Source organism: Pseudomonas sp. GM25 (assembly GCF_000282255.1).
Lineage (GTDB): Bacteria > Pseudomonadota > Gammaproteobacteria > Pseudomonadales > Pseudomonadaceae > Aquipseudomonas > Aquipseudomonas aphyarum.
Genome location: NZ_AKJQ01000047.1, coordinates 20,743 through 38,762 on the forward strand (window position 1 = coordinate 20,743; position 18,020 = coordinate 38,762).

The following is an 18,020-nucleotide window of genomic DNA, read 5'->3' on the forward strand; positions in this document are numbered from 1 at the left end:
AGTTTCGACAATACCAGTCAGCACTTTCTAATCTTTTTAGAATATAAGCTCAAGCATTAATAGAGTGATAGCTTTAACTTTTCGGTTATTCCTGTCTCGATCAACAAGGCATGGCGGTCGCTCCGTCAGCGCGCCTTTCTCGCCGTTGACCACTCGTCAGCTCTGCGGCAAAAAGCCCTTGCCCAGTCGTAAAGATATATCTTAAGTTGTATCTAAACACGACGAGAGAAGACTGAAATGAGAGACCATCATTCCCCCCACCGCGACCACGGCGACAGCCGTGACGGCTTCGAAAAACGCCACGGCCGCGAGCGCGGCGGTCGCGGCCCGCGGGTATTCGCCCCCGGCGATCTGAAATTGCTGCTGCTGGCGCTGATCGCCGAACAGCCATGCCACGGCTACGACCTGATCCGCCAGATCGAAACCATGTTCGACGGCGCGTACAGCCCCAGCCCCGGCGTGATCTACCCGACCCTGACGTTCCTCGAAGAGAGCGAAATGATCACCGGCGACGCCGAGGGCGGCAAAAAGCGCTACGCGGTAACCGATGTCGGCCGCCAATCCCTCAGCGAACAAGCGGTGGCACTGGACGGCGTGCGCATGCGCATCGACGTCAGCAAGCGCTCGCTGCGCGGCCACGACCGGCCGCCGGAAATCCATGAGGCGGTGCACAACCTGCGTCATGCCCTGCAGATGCACCACGGGCGCTGGAGCCCGGAAGAAATCCTGCGGGTGCGCGACCTGCTCAACGACACCGCCAAAGCCATCGTCGACGGCCCCGCCGTTCAATCTGCCCCGGAGAAAGCCGAATGACTGAAGTACAGACCCAAGGCATCCATCGTGTGATGCACGAAATCAAACGTCGCCGCCTGGAAGTGTTGCGGGTGGTCGACCTGACTCCGCGCATGCGCCGCATCACCCTCGGCGGACCGGAACTGGCCGGGTTCATCAGCCTCGGTACCGACGACCACGTCAAACTGCTGTTTCCGCAGAACGCCGAACAGGCCGCCGCACTGGAAACCCTGGTGCTCGGCGGCGGCAAGAGCGATGTACCAATGCCCGAGATGCGCGACTACACCCCGCGTCGTTATGACCTCGACAAGCTTGAACTGGACATCGATTTCGTCCTGCACGGCGACGGCCCTGCCTCGACCTGGGCCGAACAGGCCAAGCCCGGACAGTTCCTGCACATCGGCGGCCCGCGCGGCTCGATGATCGTGCCGGACATCTTCGACAGCTACCTGCTGATTGGCGACGAAACCGCCCTGCCTGCCATCGCCCGCCGACTTGAGGGCCTGGCGGCCAACCGCAAGGCGCTGGTGGTGATCGAAGTGGAAAACGGCAAGGAGCAGCAAACCCTCGAAAGTGCGGCACAGGTCAACGTGATCTGGGTATTGCGCGAAGGTGGCAAGGACAATCTGCTGACCACCGTCAAACAGTTGCAGGTGCCCAAGGGCAATCTGTATGCGTGGGTGGCGACGGAAACGAAAGTCTCGCGGCAGATCCGCCGGGTGCTGCTCGATGAGCACGGGCTGGATGAGCAGTTCGTCAAAGCCGTCGGCTACTGGCGCGCCGAGGGCTCCGAAGAAGAGTAATTACGGGCGGCGGCGCTGTTAACGGCGCCGCCCCTGCCAGCGATCAACCCCGATCACCAGCAACGCAATCAGCACAAACCCCAGCAAAATCCCCCCGGCATTGACGAACACCTGTGGATAACCCAGCAGTGCCACGTCAATGAACGGATACGCGTAAGCCCCCAGCAAATGCCCGCGCAACAGCGCATAGGCGAAGTACACCAGCGGATAGATCAGCCACAGCGGCAGGTGCTTCAGGCGCAAAGTGCCCTTCGGCACACACAGCCACCAATACGCCAGAAACAGCAGCGGCATCACGTCGTGGAGCAATTCGTCAGCGATAAATTGCCAGCCCTGCGGATGCCACAGATGTCTCAGCAGAATGCTGTAGGCCAGGCCGACCACGGCAATGCTGACGGCAATCCCGCTACTGACCCACGGCTGCAAAAACCAGCGCCGTGCCGCGGATTCGCGATCGGTCACCGCGCAGGTCAACACCACCGCCACCAACGTATTGGTGAGCACCGTGAAGTAACTGAAGAAGCTCACCAGCCCGCCCAGCAGACTGGCGCCTACGCTCAGGCGCGCAAAGAAAATCAGGTACAGCTGAATCCCCAGCCCGGCCCAGCCCAGCACCGCAGCCGAAGTGATCAGGCGTCGCCGCAGCTCGGCGTTCATCTCAGAGCGGACGCTTGGTGCGCATCAGTTTCACGTACAGACGCTCGACCTTTTCCCGCGCCCATGGGGTTTTGCGCAAAAAGGTCAGGCTCGACTTGATGGTCGGATCGCTCTTGAAGCAACGGATGTCGATGCGCTCGGCCAGGCCCGACCATTCGTAGTGGGTCACCAGTGCATTGAGGATCTGTTCGAGGGTCACGCCGTGCAGCGGATCGGGATTGTGGTCGTTCATGCCGGGCCTTTGGGCGAAGTGAAAATGCAGAAGCCGCGCACCTTAGCCGAGGGCATGGGCGGGTGGAAGGCCTTGGGTTAAATGTAGGCCAACCGGAGAAGATCGCAGCCTGCGCCAACGCCCGCAATGCGCTGTATTGCCGCACTGTTACCGAATCCGAAAGGGTTCATGTCTGCAAAAGCACTTTGTGTTTTTGTAACAGGACATTATCCTGCCGCCCTTCTGCTGAATCGCTTCACTGCCTGCGTCAAATCGTAGCGGCCAGCTTATCCCCCAAAAAGATCAAGAAAGACCCTATTCATGCCCGATTTTCCGTTCTTCCGAGACAGCGCTATCTCAACCCTGCGCCTGATCGGCGGCTGCACCGCCCTTGGCCTCGCCACCTGCACCCAGGCCGCCCCGGCCTTCGACAGTGAATCACCGTGGATGCTCGGTGACTGGAACGGCACTCGTAGCGAACTGGCGGCAAAAGGTATCGACTTCAAGCTCGACTACACCGGCGAAATGGGCAGCAACCTGCACGGCGGCTACGACCACGACCGCACTGCGCGCTACAGCGATCAATGGGGCCTCGGCACTCATCTGGACCTGCAAAAACTGCTGGGCTGGAACGACGCTGAATTCCAGCTGACCGTGACCAAGCGCAGCGGCAACAACATCAGCAACGACCGCATCAACGACCCGCGCGTCGGTGGCTTCACTTCCGCCCAGGAAGTCTGGGGCCGTGGCCAGACCACCCGCCTGACGCAGATGTGGTACCAGCAGAAATTCTTCGACCAGAAGCTCGACATCAAGGTCGGCCGTTTTGGCGAAGGCGAAGACTTCAACACATTCCCGTGCGACTTCCAGAACCTGGCGTTCTGCGGCTCGCAGGTCGGCAACTGGGTCGGCGGCATCTGGTACAACTGGCCGGTCAGCCAATGGGCGCTGCGCGTCAAATATCACCTGACGCCGGAGCTGTACGCGCAAATCGGCGCCTATGAGCAGAACCCGTCGAACCTCGATCGCGGCAACGGCTTCAAGCTCAGCGGCAGCGGCACCCAGGGCGCGATCCTGCCGATCGAACTGGTGTGGAAGCCGAAGCTCAACGGCCTGCCGGGCGAATACCGCGCCGGTTACTACTACAGCAACGCCAAGGCCACCGACGCCTATAAAGACAGCAACGGCCAGCCGGCTGCCCTGAGCGGCGAAGCCTATCGCAGCGCTTCGAGCAAACACGGCGTGTGGCTCGGCGTGCAGCAGCAGATCACCAGCGTCGCCAGCGACAACTCTCGTGGCTTGAGCGTGTTCGCCAACGGCACGATGCACGACAAGAAGACCAACGCCATCGACAACTACGTCCAGGCCGGCGTCGTCTACAAAGGCTTGTTCGACGCCCGCGCCAAGGACGACATCGGTTTCGCCCTGGCTCGCGTCCACGTCAACCCGGCCTACCGCAAGAACGCCGAGGCGACCAACCAGGCCCGCGCCGTCTACGACTACGACGACCCGTCGTTCCTGCCACCACAGGACACCGAATACAGCGCCGAGCTTTATTACGGCGTGCACGTCACCAACTGGCTGACCGTGCGCCCGAACCTGCAATACATCCGCCATCCGGGTGGTGTGGACAAGGTCGACGACGCGCTGATTGGCGGGATCAAGATCCAGTCGTCGTTCTAACCCGATGCAGGCCGCTCAGGCCTGCAGATGAAATTCGATAGCTAGACAAGTTTTTATCTGAACCATGCCCGCGCCCGATCGTCATCTACAGTGACTACAGCGCGGGACTACTTGAAACGTCACGGAGAACCACACTATGAGCACTGAAGGTGCTTCGAGTCGAAGCCGTCTTCTGCCGAACCTGCTCGGCATTCTGCTTCTGCTGATGGGCCTGGCCATGCTGGCCGGGGGAATCAAGCTGAGTACGCTCGGCGGCTCGCTGTATTACCTGCTGGCCGGTATCGGCATCACGCTGACCGGCATTCTGATGCTGATGCGCCGTCGCGCGGCATTGGGCCTGTACGCCATCGTGCTGTTCGCCAGCACCGTCTGGGCGCTGTGGGAAGTCGGCCTGGACTGGTGGCAACTGGTGCCGCGTCTGGCGCTGTGGTTTGTACTCGGTTTCGTGATGCTGCTGCCGTGGTTCCGTCGTCCGCTGCTGCTCGCAGGCCCTGCGCCGATGGGCACCGGCGGTCTGACCGTGGCCGTGATTCTGGCCGGTGTCACCGCCCTGGCCAGCCTGTTCACCCACCCGGGCGAAACCTTCGGCGAACTGGGTCGCGACACCGCCGACACCACCAGTACCGCCCCGCAAATGCCGGACGGCGACTGGCAGGCCTACGGCCGCACCGAATTCGGTGACCGTTACTCGCCTCTGAAGCAGATCACCCCGGCCAACGTCGGCAAACTGCAAGAAGCCTGGCGCATCCAGACCGGCGACCTGCCGACTGCCGATGACCCGGTCGAGCTGACCAACGAAAACACCCCGCTGAAAGCCAACGGCATGCTCTACGCCTGCACCGCGCACAGCAAAGTGCTGGCGCTGGACCCGGACACCGGCAAGGAACTGTGGCGCTTCGACCCACAGATCAAGAGCCCGGTCGGCTTCAAGGGCTTCGCCCACATGACCTGCCGTGGCGTGTCGTACTACGACGAAGCCGCTTACGCCAAGTCTGAAAACGCTGCGTCCGCCGTCATCTCCGAGGCCGGCAAAGCCGTCGCCCAGGCCTGCCCGCGTCGCCTGTACCTGCCGACCGCCGACGCTCGCCTGATCGCACTGAACGCCGACACCGGCAAGATCTGCGAAGGCTTCGGTACCAACGGTGTGGTTGACCTGACCCAAGGCATCGGCCCGTTCACCGCCGGTGGCTACTACTCCACTTCGCCAGCCGCGATCACTCGCGATCTGGTGATCATGGGCGGTCACGTCACCGACAACGAGTCGACCAACGAGCCGTCCGGCGTGATCCGCGCTTACGACGTGCGCGACGGTCATCTGGTATGGAACTGGGACAGCAACAACCCGGACGCCACCGAACCCTTGGCCCCGGGCCAGACCTACAGCCGCAACTCGGCGAACATGTGGTCGCTGGCCAGCGTCGATGAAAAACTGGGCATGGTCTACCTGCCACTGGGCAACCAGACTCCAGACCAATGGGGCGCCGATCGCACCCCGGGCGCCGAGAAATTCAGCGCCGGCGTCGTCGCCCTCGACCTGGGCACCGGTAAAGTGCGCTGGAACTACCAGTTCACCCACCACGACCTGTGGGACATGGACGTCGGCAGCCAGCCAACCCTGCTGGACATGAAAACCGCCGATGGCGTGAAACCTGCGCTGATCGCTCCGACCAAACAGGGCAGCCTGTACGTCCTCGACCGTCGTGACGGCACGCCGATCATCCCGATCCAGGAAATCCCGGTGCCGCAAGGCGCCGTGAAAGGCGACCACACCGCCCCGACCCAGGCCCGTTCGGACCTGAACCTGCTGGCCCCGGAACTGACCGAAAAAGCCATGTGGGGCGCCAGCCCGTTCGACCAGATGCTGTGCCGCATCCAGTTCAAGGAACTGCGCTACGAAGGCCAATACACGCCTCCGTCGGAACAGGGCAGCCTGATCTACCCGGGTAACGTCGGCGTGTTCAACTGGGGCGGCGTTTCTGTCGACCCGGTTCGCCAGATGCTATTCACCAGCCCGAACTACATGGCTTTCGTCTCGAAAATGGTGCCACGCGAAAAAGTCGCCGCCGGCAGCAAACGCGAGAGCGAAACCGCCGGCGTGCAACCGAACACCGGCGCGCCATACGCGGTGATCATGCACCCGTTCATGTCGCCACTGGGCGTACCGTGCCAGGCCCCGGCCTGGGGCTACGTCGCCGGTATCGACCTGACCACCGGCAAAGTCGTCTGGAAACGCAAAAACGGCACCAGCCGCGATAGCTCGCCAATCCCGATCGGCTTCACCCTGGGCGTACCAAGCATGGGCGGCTCGATCGTCACTGCCGGCGGCGTCGGCTTCCTCAGCGGCACGCTGGACCAGTACCTGCGCGCCTACGACGTGAACACTGGTAAAGAACTGTGGAAATCGCGCCTGCCTGCCGGCGGCCAAGCGACCCCGATGACCTACACCGGCAAGGACGGCAAGCAATACGTCCTGCTCGTGGTGGGTGGTCACGGTTCGCTGGGCACCAAGATGGGTGACTATGTGATTGCTTACAAACTGCCGGAATAAGCTGTAACGGCGGCAAAGAGAAAGGCGACGCCCTGTGAGGGGTGTCGCCTTTTTTGTGGGCTGCGGTTTTTAAACGGGGTGTTTATGTCCTACAGACGGGGTGTTTGCGGGGGATGTTTCTGACATGTCGCGTCGGTTGTGGCTCGGAAATGGGGTGGATAGGCTTTGGGGGTCGCTGCAAATTCAGCGAACGGGCGTCGCGGCCCGATAACTGATGCATAATCGCCAACCTCACGGCACCTCGGTGCCTGTTGTTTGTTTCATGGCGGCTGTGCGCGGGATACCTTCCTTGGAGGTATGCCGATTCCTCAGTTATCGGTCCGCGAACCCGCGTACAGCTGCCACCTCAGATTGCGTCGCGGCAATCGAAGGCAGCTCCAATTTCACCAACTGAGTATTCACCATGAAAAAACCGACACCCAATCCCCCCGAATCAAACGACACCTCGCCATACGAATCCCCTGATTCAAAGAAACTCCACGACGCCGCCGAACGCGCCCTCGACCATCACTTCAATCCCATTCCAAAAAAATGCCCTGGCCGCCGACCGAGCCAGATGTTTCAGATCTCCCCGGACATGGACGACGAAACCCTGCTGGCCCATGCCTGTGAGTCTTTGGCCACAGCAAGTGTCATGGCCAGTGATGTAGCGGCTTTTGTCGATACGCCGCAGTGGCACCGGATCCTGGGGATTCAGCAGGTGATCATGCTGGCGGAACTGGCGGTGAATCGAGTACTGGATAACGTCGAAGTACAGCGTTACCCGACACCCAGCTAAGCCGCCCTGACGAAATCGACTGCCAGCCACAGACCGCATTCGCTGGCAGATCGATTGGGACGCAGAGCGTCCCGGGCTGCATTCCCACGCGGAGCGTGGGAACGATCAAAGCCACCCTGACGAAATCGACTGCCAGCCACAAACCGCATTCGCTGGCAGTTCGATTGGGACGCAGAGCGTCCCGGGCTGCATTCCCACGCAGAGCGTGGGAACGATCAAGTTACAGCCATGCGCGGGAGGGCCTACGCCCTGCCAGGTTCCATTCCCCGGTCGACCAACCCGCGCATGGCTCCCCAAAAAACAGGATGAGCGTTAGCTCGACAAAGCTCTTGATCTTGATCCACCCGTCCCTTCGGAAGGCTGAGTGGAGGTGTTCATCCGGGGATTGGCGCGCAGCGCCGTTTGGCGAAGCCGAACTCATCGACGAAGTCGATGCCCCCGGAGGGACGCCGGAGCGAAGGAACCCGAGCCTGCGAGGGCCGAACGCCGGGACGAGCCTTTTTGGGTACTTTTTTGGCGTTTGAAAAAAGTGCCTCGCCGTAAGGGCGAAACCGCCAGCGGGAGCCCCCGAAGAAACGGATATTCACCCAAAACCCCAGAGCATGGCCGGCCCAAAGGCCGCCAAGCCCACCCCCAAAACCCTGTCAAAACCCTGAACACACAAGCAGAAACATCCCGCCCCATTGAAACCACCAAAAGCCTGCCCCATCTAACACCCATACCCAATTGCGCAGGTGCCCCATGAGCGACCAGCAAGAATTCCCCGAGAACCCCGACGACATCACCGAAACCGACGCCGAACACATCGAACACCATGTCCCAGGCAAAGGCCTCGCCCTGCCCGGCCAGAACCTGCCGGACAAGGTCTACATCATCCCGATCCACAACCGCCCGTTCTTCCCGGCCCAGGTCCTGCCGGTCATCGTCAACGAAGAACCCTGGGCCGAAACCCTCGAACTGGTCAGCAAATCCGACCACCACTCCCTGGCCCTGTTCTTCATGGACACACCCCAGGAAGACCCGCGCCACTTCGACACCAAGGCGTTGCCGCAATACGGCACCCTGGTCAAGGTGCACCACGCCAGCCGCGAAAACGGCAAACTGCAATTCGTCGCCCAGGGCCTCAGCCGCGTCCGCATCAAGACCTGGCTCAAACACCATCGCCCGCCCTATCTCGTTGAAGTCGAATACCCGCACCAGCCCACCGAGCCGACCGACGAGGTCAAGGCCTACGGCATGGCGCTGATCAACGCGATCAAGGAACTGCTGCCGCTCAACCCGCTGTACAGCGAAGAACTGAAGAACTACCTCAACCGCTTCAGCCCCAACGATCCGTCGCCGCTGACCGACTTCGCCGCCGCCCTGACCTCCGCCACCGGCCCCGAGCTGCAAGAAGTACTCGACTGCGTGCCGATGCTCAAGCGCATGGAAAAAGTCCTGCCGATGCTGCGCAAGGAAGTCGAAGTCGCGCGCCTGCAAAAAGAAATCTCCGCCGAAGTGAACCGCAAGATCGGCGAGCACCAACGCGAATTTTTCCTCAAAGAACAACTCAAGGTCATCCAGCAGGAACTCGGCCTGACCAAGGACGACCGCAGCGCCGACCTCGAACAGTTCGAGCAGCGTCTGGAAGGCAAAGTCCTGCCGACGCAGGTACAGAAGCGCCTCGAAGAAGAAATGAACAAGCTGTCGATCCTCGAAACCGGATCCCCGGAGTACGCGGTCACCCGCAACTACCTCGACTGGGCGACCTCGGTGCCGTGGGGCGTGTACGGCGAGGACAAGCTCGACCTCAAGCACGCGCGCAAAGTGCTCGATAAACACCACGCCGGCCTCGACGACATCAAGGACCGGATCCTCGAATTCCTCGCGGTCGGTGCCTACAAAGGCGAGATCAGCGGTTCCATCGTGCTGCTGGTCGGTCCGCCGGGCGTGGGTAAAACCAGCGTCGGCAAATCCATCGCCGAATCCCTCGGCCGGCCGTTCTACCGCTTCAGCCTCGGCGGCATGCGCGACGAAGCCGAGATCAAGGGCCATCGCCGCACCTACATCGGCGCGCAGCCGGGCAAACTCGTGCAGGCGTTGAAAGACGTCGAAGTGATGAACCCGGTGATCATGCTCGACGAAATCGACAAGATGGGTCAGAGCTACCAAGGCGACCCGGCCTCGGCGCTGCTGGAAACGCTGGATCCAGAACAGAACGTCGAATTCCTCGACCACTATCTGGACCTGCGGATGGACCTGTCGAAAGTCCTGTTCGTCTGCACCGCCAACACCCTGGATTCGATCCCCGGCCCGTTGCTGGACCGGATGGAAGTGATTCGCCTGTCGGGCTACATCACCGAAGAAAAAGTCGCCATCGCCAAGCGTCACCTGTGGCCGAAACTGCTGGAAAAGGCCGGTGTGTCCAAGGGCAGCCTGAGCATCAGCGACACCGCGCTCAAAGCCTTGATCGACGGTTACGCCCGTGAAGCCGGCGTGCGCCAGCTGGAAAAACAGATGGGCAAACTAGTGCGCAAAGCGGTGATGAAGCTGATCGACGATCCGAAAGCGGTGATCAAGATCGGCCCGAAAGACCTCGAAGCGTCCCTCGGCCATCCGGTGTTCCGCAACGAGCAAGTGTTGTCTGGAACCGGTGTGATTACTGGTCTGGCGTGGACCAGCATGGGTGGCGCGACTCTCCCGATCGAAGCCACGCGGATTCACACGTTCAATCGTGGTTTCAAACTCACCGGGCAACTGGGCGATGTGATGAAGGAGTCGGCGGAGATCGCCTACAGCTACGTCAGCTCGCACCTCAAATCCTTCGGTGGCGATCCGAAGTTCTTCGACGAAGCTTTCGTCCACCTGCACGTGCCGGAAGGCGCAACGCCGAAGGACGGCCCGAGCGCCGGCGTGACCATGGCCAGCGCCCTGCTCTCGCTCGCCCGTAATCAGGCGCCGAAAAAAGGCGTGGCGATGACCGGTGAATTGACGCTGACCGGCCATGTGCTGCCGATTGGCGGAGTGCGCGAGAAGGTGATCGCGGCGCGGCGGCAGAAGATTTTCGAGTTGATTCTGCCGGAGGCGAATCGCGGCAACTTCGAAGAACTGCCGGATTACCTGAAAGAAGGCATCAACGTGCATTTCGCCAAGAAGTTTGCGGATGTGGCGAAGGTGCTTTTCTAACGCTCCCCTGCTGATCGTTCCCACGCTCTGCGTGGGAATGCCGCCCGGGACGCTCTGCGTCCCTTCACAAGCGTGACGCGGAGCGTCACAGGATGCATTCCCACGCGGACGGTTCGACGCCTCGACGTGGGAACGATCACGCCAAGCCTGGCGTTGTCACACTTTGTCTCATCTTCAGTTATGCTCGCCGTTCGTCGCCAACGCCGGAGCCACTGAATCCATGTCCCCCCTTCGCCTGTTTGTACCCCTGTCCCTCGCCCTGCTGGCCGCCTGCGCCACGCAACCGAAAACCAACGTGACCGTGGAAAAACAGAGCGAATGCCCGGTGCGGATGACCAACGGGCAAAACCTGATCGTCATGCTCCCGAGCAACCCCACCACCGGCTACCGCTGGGCCATCCAGGATTCTGCCGGCGGCGTATTGCGCGCCCTCAGCCCCGAGGTCTACAGCAACCCGGAAGATGCCGGCGTGGTCGGCGCGGCCGGTCTCTCGACTTGGCGCTTCCAGGCTTTCTCCACCGGCACCGGTCGTCTGCGCCTGACTTCGCAACAACCGTGGGCGCCGGAAGTGTTGCCGGTGGAAACCTTTGACTGCGCCATTTCGGTGAACTGACCGTGGGCTGGCTGATCCTCGCGCTGATGGGCGCCGTGACCTTTCTCTATGGCGTCAGCACCCACGCGGCGCTGCTTTGCCTGCTGGTCAAACCGCTGCCGGTGCTGGCCCTGCTTGGCTGGTTGCACGATGCGCCGCCGAGCGACTATCGCCGCTGGATCAGCCTCGGTCTGATTTTCTCGTTGATCGGCGATGTGCTGCTGGCGTGGCCGGGGGATTTGTTCGTCTTCGGTCTAGGCGCGTTTCTGGTCGCGCATCTGGCGTATCTCAAGGCTTACCTCAGCGACTGCCGGCGCTTGGCCCTGCTGCCGCTGATCCTGGCCCTCAGCGTGGGCGCCGTGCTGTTGGGCATATTGATCAGCAGCGGACTCGGCCCGTTGACTGTGCCAGTGATCGTCTACGGCACAGCCATCAGCGCCATGCTCTGGCGCGCCCTCGCCCGACTCGGCAGCGGCGTACCACAACGTTCGGCGCTGCTGGCGGCGGGCGGCGCAGTGGCGTTCGTGTTCTCCGACAGCGTGATCGGCATCAACCGGTTTGTCTCACCGTTCAATGCGGCGCCCTACATCATCATTCTCAGCTACTGGCTGGGCCAGTGGGGGATCGCCGCCTCGGCGTTTCACGTAGAAAAAGCCGAAAAAACGCTATAACTGTTTCGAAATCGATTACCAAATCGAATCAACGACTGTCATTTCTGACAGTTAGATTGCTCCTCAGAAAAACATACAGTTGCTCGAAGCGGCAGACCATAACGGCTTGCCGCACTATCGAGAGACTTGACATGACTACTGAAAAATCTACACCTGCCGGCACTTTTACACTTGAAACCAATAACAATCCGTCCTTCTCCTTTGACACTGTCACTGCGTTCGATACCGCCGGCGAAATCAGCATTTCGGGTGAACGGGATGCCTGGGGCGAAGAAATTAAAAGTATGGAATGGGTGCTGGCAAACACGATTACCAGCGGCGCTTATAACGAGAGCTCGCCGGAAGTGAAACGCGTGTACGTCGTCTCAGACTTGGCTGGTCTGAAGTATAAAGTTGAAACGCTGAAATTGAACATCAATGCCGACCACAGCAGCCGCCACATTCTCGGGCTATACGAATTCGTCGCAAAGCAAACAGATTCCTCAGGACCGGATAAGGACCTGTTGGGTAAAGGACGATTCGAAATCAACTACACCTAAGCTCAGAGCGGGCGGTCTATCAGCAATACAAGCATCTGCGCGCCAGTTTGGCTAAAATGCCGGCCTTTTCATCGACACCGCCGGAACCGCCGTGAGCAAAGAACCCGATCGCATTTTCGCCCAGCCGATGGCCCAGGTGCCCGACTTCGCCTTCAACGAAGACGTGGTGCGGGTGTTCCCGGACATGATCAAGCGTTCGGTGCCGGGTTACCCGACCATCGTCGAGAACCTCGGCGTGCTTGCGGCGCAGTTCGCCCAGCCGAACAGCGTGCTCTACGACCTCGGAGCTTCGCTCGGTGCGGTGACACAGGCCCTGCGCCGTCACGTGCGTACCGACGGTTGCCGGGTGATCGCGGTGGATAATTCGGCGGCGATGGTCGAGCGCTGCCGCGAGTACCTCAACGGTCAGGATTCGATGTTCCAGGAGTTGCTGCCAGTCGAGGTGATCGAAGGCGATATCCTCGCCCTCGATTTCAAACCGGCTTCGGTGGTGGCGCTGAACTTCACCCTGCAATTCATCGCCCCGGACCAGCGCACGGCGTTGCTGTCGCGTATTCGCCAATCGTTGCTGCCGGGCGGCGCGCTGATTCTGTCGGAGAAGCTGCGTTTCAACGATGCCGAAGAACACGCGCTGCTGACCGATCTGCACGTCGCGTTCAAACGCGCCAACGGCTACAGCGAACTGGAAATCGCCCAGAAGCGCAGCGCCATCGAAAACGTCATGAAGCCCGACAGCCTCGAAGAACACCGCGAGCGCCTGCTGGCCGCCGGGTTCTCGAAAGTCGTGCCGTGGTTCCAGTGTCTTAACTTTGCCTCGTTGATTGCCTTGCCATGATTGATCTGTCCCCCCTCGCCCGCCGTCTGGCCGGCACGCCGCTGGCCGAATGGGCCAACACCCTGCAAGTGCAGCTCGACAAGAAAATGGAGAAAGGCCACGGCGATCTGGAGCGCTGGCAAAGTGCGCTGGACGCCCTGCCGAAGATCCAGCCGACCGAAGTCGACCTGCTCGACGGCCTGAAACTCGATACCGATTGCGACGACGAAACCCGCGCACAAATGCGTACTGCCCTGATGGGCCTGTCGCCGTGGCGCAAGGGGCCGTTCGATCTGTTCGGGGTGCACGTCGACACCGAATGGCGCTCGGACTGGAAGTGGTCGCGGGTCGCCCCGCATCTGGATCTGAAGGGCAAACGCATCCTCGATGTCGGTTGCGGCAACGGCTACTACATGTGGCGCATGCTCGGCGCCGGTGCCGACAGTGTGATCGGCGTCGATCCGAACTGGCTGTTCTTCTGCCAGTTCCAGGCGGTGCAGCGTTATCTGTCAGAGCCGAATGCCTGGCACCTGCCGTTCCCGTTCGAAGACCTGCCGCCGAATCTGGAAGGCTTCGACACCGTGTTTTCCATGGGTGTGTTCTATCACCGTCGCTCGCCGATCGAGCATTTGCTGGCGCTGAAGGATTGCCTGGTGAAGGGGGGCGAACTGGTGCTGGAGACGCTGGTGGTCGAAGGTGACAAGCATCAGGTGCTGGTGCCGGAAGACCGTTATGCGCAGATGCGTAATGTGTGGTTCTTGCCGTCGGTGCCGGCGCTGGAGTTGTGGCTGCGTCGTGCGGGTTTCACGGATGTGAAGTGCGTGGACGTGAGCACTACCACTGTTGAAGAGCAGCGCGGGACTGAGTGGATGAAGTATCAGTCGTTGAGCGATTTCCTTGATCCTGAAGATCACAGCAAGACGATCGAAGGGTTGCCGGCGCCGATGCGGGCGGTGATTGTCGCGAAGAAGTAAATCTTCCAAACACCAAAAAACCTGTGGGAGCGAGCCTGCTCGCGATTGGATCTGCCAGCCAACGAAGTATTGAATGTCAGACCGCTATCGCTAGCAGGCTCGCTCCCACATTGGTTTTGTGTTCAGTCTGCGGGTTTCGCGCGCCGCGCCCTGAAGAACTCAGTCAACACCGCCCCGCACTCCTCCGCCAACACCCCACCTTCATACAACACTCGATGGTTGAGAAAGCCCTGAGTGAAGAACTGCCCCTGACTCTGCACAATCCCGGCCTTGGGCTCCAGCGCACCGTACACCACACGGGTGATCCGCGAGTGCACGATCAGCCCGGCGCACATGCTGCACGGTTCCAGCGTCACGTAGAGCGTGCTGCCCGGCAGTCGATAGTTGCTCACAGCCTGAGCGGCGGCGCGGATCGCGACCATTTCCGCATGAGCACTCGGGTCACTGGCGCTGATCGGGCAGTTGAAGCCACGACCGATAATCTCGCCATCCTGCACCAGCACCGCGCCTACCGGCACTTCACCGAGTGCTGCACCTTGCGCCGCCAGCTCCAGCGCCTCGCGCATGAAGTCGCGATCACGGCTGCGGTCGATGATCGCCGCGGGGCGAATCTGGCGCATCACTTCACCTCGATGGCGGCCATCAGGCCGGTTTCCATGTGGTCGATCACGTGGCAGTGGAACATCCACACCCCCGGGTTATCCGCCACCAGCGCCACTTGCGCGCGCTCGTTCTTGCCCAGCAGGTAGGTGTCGGTGAAGTACGGCACGATCTTGTGCCGGTTCGACGCAATCACCTTGAAGCTCATGCCGTGCAGGTGGATCGGGTGCTGATACTGGGTCATGTTCTTCAGTTCGAAGATATAACTCTGGCCCAGTTTCAGGCTGGCGATCGGCCGATCAGCGCAGGTCTTGTCGGTAATGTCCCAGGCCTTGCCGTTGATCTGCCACAGACTCGGCGGCTTGCCGTTGTCGACATTCACCGACACCGAACCGACCCATTCGAAATTGAAGTTGAGTTTCTCGGCATTGGCCAGGTCCGGCTCGGCCACCGGGTTGGCCGGCAGTGCTTTCGGCCAGTCGGTCGGCACGTCATTGTTGGCCACTGAGCGCAGGGTGCCGAGGCGAACCGGGCCGTTGCGCAGCGACAGTTCCTCACCGGCCGGCGGCGCCTTGATCGCCAGGCAGATGCGCATGCCCGGGCCGAGCCAGTATTCCTTGCCCAAGGGGCGCGGCTCGACCGGGTTGCCGTCCAGCGCATAGATCTGCGCTTCGACGCCGGGAATGTTGATGCGATAGGTCAGGGTGTTGTCGAGGTTGAGCAGGCGTACGCGGGTGATCTGCCCCGCCGGCAACTCGATCACCGGCGCAGGTACGCCGTTGATGGTCGACAGCCGCCCCGCCGTACCGCCACGGGCCGCTTCGCGCGGAATGCTGAACTCGACGAAGTTGCCCTCGTCGTCGATGTGCCAGTTCTTCAGGCTCAGGGTCTTCTCGTACTTGAACCCGGTCGGCTCGCGCTCCTCGACAATCAATGGCCCGACCAGCCCGCGACCAAGTTCTTCGCTGCTGCTGACGTGCGGGTGATACCAGTAGCTGCCCGCGTCCGGCACACGGAATTTGTAATCGAAATATTCACCCGGCAGCACCGGCAATTGCGACACGTACGGCACGCCGTCCATCTCCAGCGGCAGGCGAATGCCGTGCCAGTGAATGGTCGTCGCGACCGGCAGATGGTTGATGAACCGCACCCGCAGCCATTCGCCCTGACGCACGCGCAATTCAGTGCCCGGCGCCGACGGGCCAAATGCCCAGGCCTCAGTTTTGTGCCCTGGCACCAACTCGACGTCCAGTGGCGCAGCGATCAGCTCGTAGTCATGCCCCGCATCGGCATCCGCCATCTTGCCCAGCCAGTAACGCGACGCGCCCCCCGCTCCTACGCCAACGACAACAAGACCGGCCAGGCCACCGAGGATTTGGCGACGGGTAAAGGACATGAACTCAACTACCTCACGTATCTGCGGCGGGCCCGCAGGCCCGTAAAGGGCGAATACGATACACCTGCAAATGAGAAAGAAACAGTAAAGCGGCCGTGACCACAGGCCGCAGGGGCATAAACCCGAGGAACGACATAAAAGCAAAAAGCCGTGTGAACTCACGTTCACACGGCTTTTTTATCCAGCATTCAAGCCATCACGGCTTGCGCGGGATCACTCCCACTCAATGGTCGCCGGCGGCTTGCTCGACACGTCGTAAGTGACGCGGGAGATGCCTTCGATTTCATTGATGATGCGGCCGGAGACGGTTTCCAGCAGTTCGTAAGGCAGGTGTGCCCAACGTGCGGTCATGAAGTCGATGGTTTCCACGGCACGCAGGGCCACGACCCAGGCGTAACGACGGCCATCGCCGACCACGCCAACCGATTTCACTGGCTGGAACACTACGAAGGCCTGGCTGACCTTGTGGTACCAGTCGGCCTTGCGCAGTTCTTCGATGAAGATGTGGTCGGCGCGACGCAGCAGGTCGGCGTATTCCTTCTTCACTTCGCCGAGGATCCGCACGCCCAGGCCCGGGCCCGGGAACGGGTGACGGTAGACCATGTCGTACGGCAGGCCCAGTTCCAGGCCCAGACGACGGACTTCGTCCTTGAACAGTTCGCGCAGTGGCTCGACCAGTTTCAGGTTCATCTCTTCCGGCAGGCCGCCCACGTTGTGGTGCGACTTGATCACGTGGGCCTTGCCGCTTTTCGCGCCAGCCGACTCGATCACGTCCGGGTAGATGGTGCCCTGAGCCAGGTACTTGATGTTTTCCAGTTTGTTCGACTGGGCATCGAATACGTCGATGAAGGTGCGACCGATGATCTTGCGCTTCTTCTCTGGGTCGGCTTCGCCGGCCAGGTTGTTCAGGAACTGGTCTTCAGCGTTGGCGCGGATCACCTTGACGCCCATGTTCTCGGCGAACATGGCCATAACCTGCTCGCCTTCGTGCAGACGCAGCAGGCCGTTGTCGACGAAGACGCAGGTCAGCTGATCACCGATGGCCTTGTGCAGCAGTGCCGCAACCACCGAGGAGTCCACACCGCCGGACAGACCCAGCAGCACGTTGTCGGTACCGACCTGTGCGCGGATGTTGGCGATGGCGTCTTCGGCGATCTTGGACGGAGTCCACAGGGCTTCACAGCCGCAGATGTCGAGAACGAAACGCGACAGGATGCGACCGCCCTGCTTGGTGTGGGTCACTTCCGGGTGGAACTGCACGCCGTAGTAAGCGCGCTCGTCGTTGAACATGCCGGCGATCGGGCAGCTCGGGGTGCTGGCCAGGATGTGGAAGTCTTCCGGCATTTTGGTGACCTTGTCACCGTGGCTCATCCACACGTCGAGGCCGAACAGGCCGTCGGCGTCGATGTGGTCTTCGATGCCGTCGAGCAGACGGCTCTTGCCGACCACGTCAACGCGGGCATAACCGAACTCACGCAGTTCGGAGCCTTCAACCTTGCCGCCCAGTTGCTCGGCCATGGTCTGCATGCCGTAGCAGATACCGAAGACCGGTACGCCCAGGTCGAACACCGCTTGCGGGCAGCGCGGGCTGTTGGCTTCGTGCACGGACTCGGGACCGCCGGCGAGGATCACGCCTTTTGGCGCAAATTCGCGGATCGCATCCTCGTCCATGTCGAACGGGTGCAGTTCGCAGTACACACCGATCTCGCGCACGCGGCGGGCGATCAGTTGGGTGTATTGCGAACCGAAGTCGAGGATCAGGATGCGGTGAGCGTGAATGTCGAGGGCCATGATTCA

At 61.2% G+C, this 18,020-nt stretch carries 16 protein-coding genes; 11 read left to right on the plus strand and 5 right to left on the minus strand.

Features of this window, described 5'->3' with window-relative positions; translation table 11 throughout:
* The first annotated feature begins 237 nt into the window (after positions 1-237).
* Both PMI24_RS18780 and PMI24_RS18785 read left to right on the plus strand, forming a co-directional pair.
* On the plus strand, positions 238-813 hold the full coding sequence (locus PMI24_RS18780) for a PadR family transcriptional regulator (protein WP_007956647.1): 576 nt from the start codon (positions 238-240) through the stop codon (positions 811-813).
* The gene (locus tag PMI24_RS18785; RefSeq protein WP_007956648.1) at positions 810-1,595 is read left to right on the plus strand and encodes a siderophore-interacting protein; all 786 of its coding nucleotides are present in this window, start codon (positions 810-812) and stop codon (positions 1,593-1,595) included. The genes PMI24_RS18780 and PMI24_RS18785 overlap by 4 nt, the downstream gene beginning before the upstream one ends.
* A gap of 18 nt (positions 1,596-1,613) precedes the next feature.
* On the opposite strand, the gene PMI24_RS18790 is transcribed toward PMI24_RS18785, so the two are convergent.
* Positions 1,614-2,252: a Pr6Pr family membrane protein gene (locus PMI24_RS18790; protein WP_007956649.1), complete on the minus strand. Its 639-nt coding sequence runs from the start codon at positions 2,250-2,252 to the stop codon at positions 1,614-1,616.
* 1 nt (position 2,253) lies between these two features.
* Positions 2,254-2,484: a VF530 family DNA-binding protein gene (locus PMI24_RS18795; protein ID WP_007956650.1), complete on the minus strand. Its 231-nt coding sequence runs from the start codon at positions 2,482-2,484 to the stop codon at positions 2,254-2,256.
* A 300-nt stretch (positions 2,485-2,784) separates the two neighbouring features.
* Here PMI24_RS18795 and PMI24_RS18800 point away from each other — a divergent pair, with 300 nt between their 5' ends.
* From PMI24_RS18800 to cmoB, 9 genes are all read left to right on the plus strand, one after another.
* A complete protein-coding gene (locus PMI24_RS18800) occupies positions 2,785-4,146 on the plus strand; it encodes a carbohydrate porin (protein ID WP_007956651.1) in 1,362 nt (453 codons plus the stop codon).
* A gap of 136 nt (positions 4,147-4,282) precedes the next feature.
* Positions 4,283-6,694, plus strand: a complete 2,412-nt coding sequence (locus PMI24_RS18805; protein ID WP_007956652.1) for a glucose/quinate/shikimate family membrane-bound PQQ-dependent dehydrogenase — start codon at positions 4,283-4,285, stop codon at positions 6,692-6,694.
* 403 nt (positions 6,695-7,097) lie between these two features.
* Positions 7,098-7,472, plus strand: coding sequence for a DUF6124 family protein (locus PMI24_RS18810; protein ID WP_007956653.1), 375 nt, complete (start codon positions 7,098-7,100; stop codon positions 7,470-7,472).
* A gap of 741 nt (positions 7,473-8,213) precedes the next feature.
* Complete coding sequence (lon, locus tag PMI24_RS18815) at positions 8,214-10,637, plus strand: endopeptidase La (RefSeq protein WP_007956654.1); 2,424 nt, start codon at positions 8,214-8,216, stop codon at positions 10,635-10,637.
* A gap of 220 nt (positions 10,638-10,857) precedes the next feature.
* The gene (locus PMI24_RS18820) at positions 10,858-11,250 is read left to right on the plus strand and encodes a protease inhibitor I42 family protein (RefSeq protein ID WP_007956655.1); all 393 of its coding nucleotides are present in this window, start codon (positions 10,858-10,860) and stop codon (positions 11,248-11,250) included.
* Between the two features lie 2 nt (positions 11,251-11,252).
* Positions 11,253-11,900, plus strand: a complete 648-nt coding sequence (locus PMI24_RS18825) for a lysoplasmalogenase (RefSeq protein ID WP_007956656.1) — start codon at positions 11,253-11,255, stop codon at positions 11,898-11,900.
* Between the two features lie 131 nt (positions 11,901-12,031).
* Positions 12,032-12,439, plus strand: a complete 408-nt coding sequence (locus tag PMI24_RS18830; protein ID WP_007956657.1) for a hypothetical protein — start codon at positions 12,032-12,034, stop codon at positions 12,437-12,439.
* Between the two features lie 127 nt (positions 12,440-12,566).
* Positions 12,567-13,274 (plus strand): carboxy-S-adenosyl-L-methionine synthase CmoA, encoded by a 708-nt coding sequence (gene cmoA / locus PMI24_RS18835; protein WP_218888027.1) that lies wholly within the window; start codon positions 12,567-12,569, stop codon positions 13,272-13,274.
* Positions 13,271-14,227: a tRNA 5-methoxyuridine(34)/uridine 5-oxyacetic acid(34) synthase CmoB gene (gene cmoB, locus PMI24_RS18840; protein WP_007956659.1), complete on the plus strand. Its 957-nt coding sequence runs from the start codon at positions 13,271-13,273 to the stop codon at positions 14,225-14,227. Before cmoA ends, cmoB begins: the two co-directional genes overlap by 4 nt.
* A 122-nt stretch (positions 14,228-14,349) precedes the next feature.
* Here the strand turns inward: cmoB and tadA are convergent, their stop codons facing one another.
* The 3 genes from tadA to guaA all read right to left on the minus strand — a co-directional run bounded on the left by tadA (position 14,350) and on the right by guaA (position 18,014).
* On the minus strand, positions 14,350-14,847 hold the full coding sequence (tadA, locus tag PMI24_RS18845) for a tRNA adenosine(34) deaminase TadA (RefSeq protein ID WP_007956661.1): 498 nt from the start codon (positions 14,845-14,847) through the stop codon (positions 14,350-14,352).
* The gene (locus PMI24_RS18850; protein WP_007956662.1) at positions 14,847-16,223 is read right to left on the minus strand and encodes a multicopper oxidase family protein; all 1,377 of its coding nucleotides are present in this window, start codon (positions 16,221-16,223) and stop codon (positions 14,847-14,849) included. Before PMI24_RS18850 ends, tadA begins: the two co-directional genes overlap by 1 nt.
* Positions 16,224-16,436: 213 nt before the next feature.
* Positions 16,437-18,014, minus strand: a complete 1,578-nt coding sequence (guaA, locus tag PMI24_RS18855) for a glutamine-hydrolyzing GMP synthase (protein ID WP_007956663.1) — start codon at positions 18,012-18,014, stop codon at positions 16,437-16,439.
* Positions 18,015-18,020: the final 6 nt, after the last annotated feature.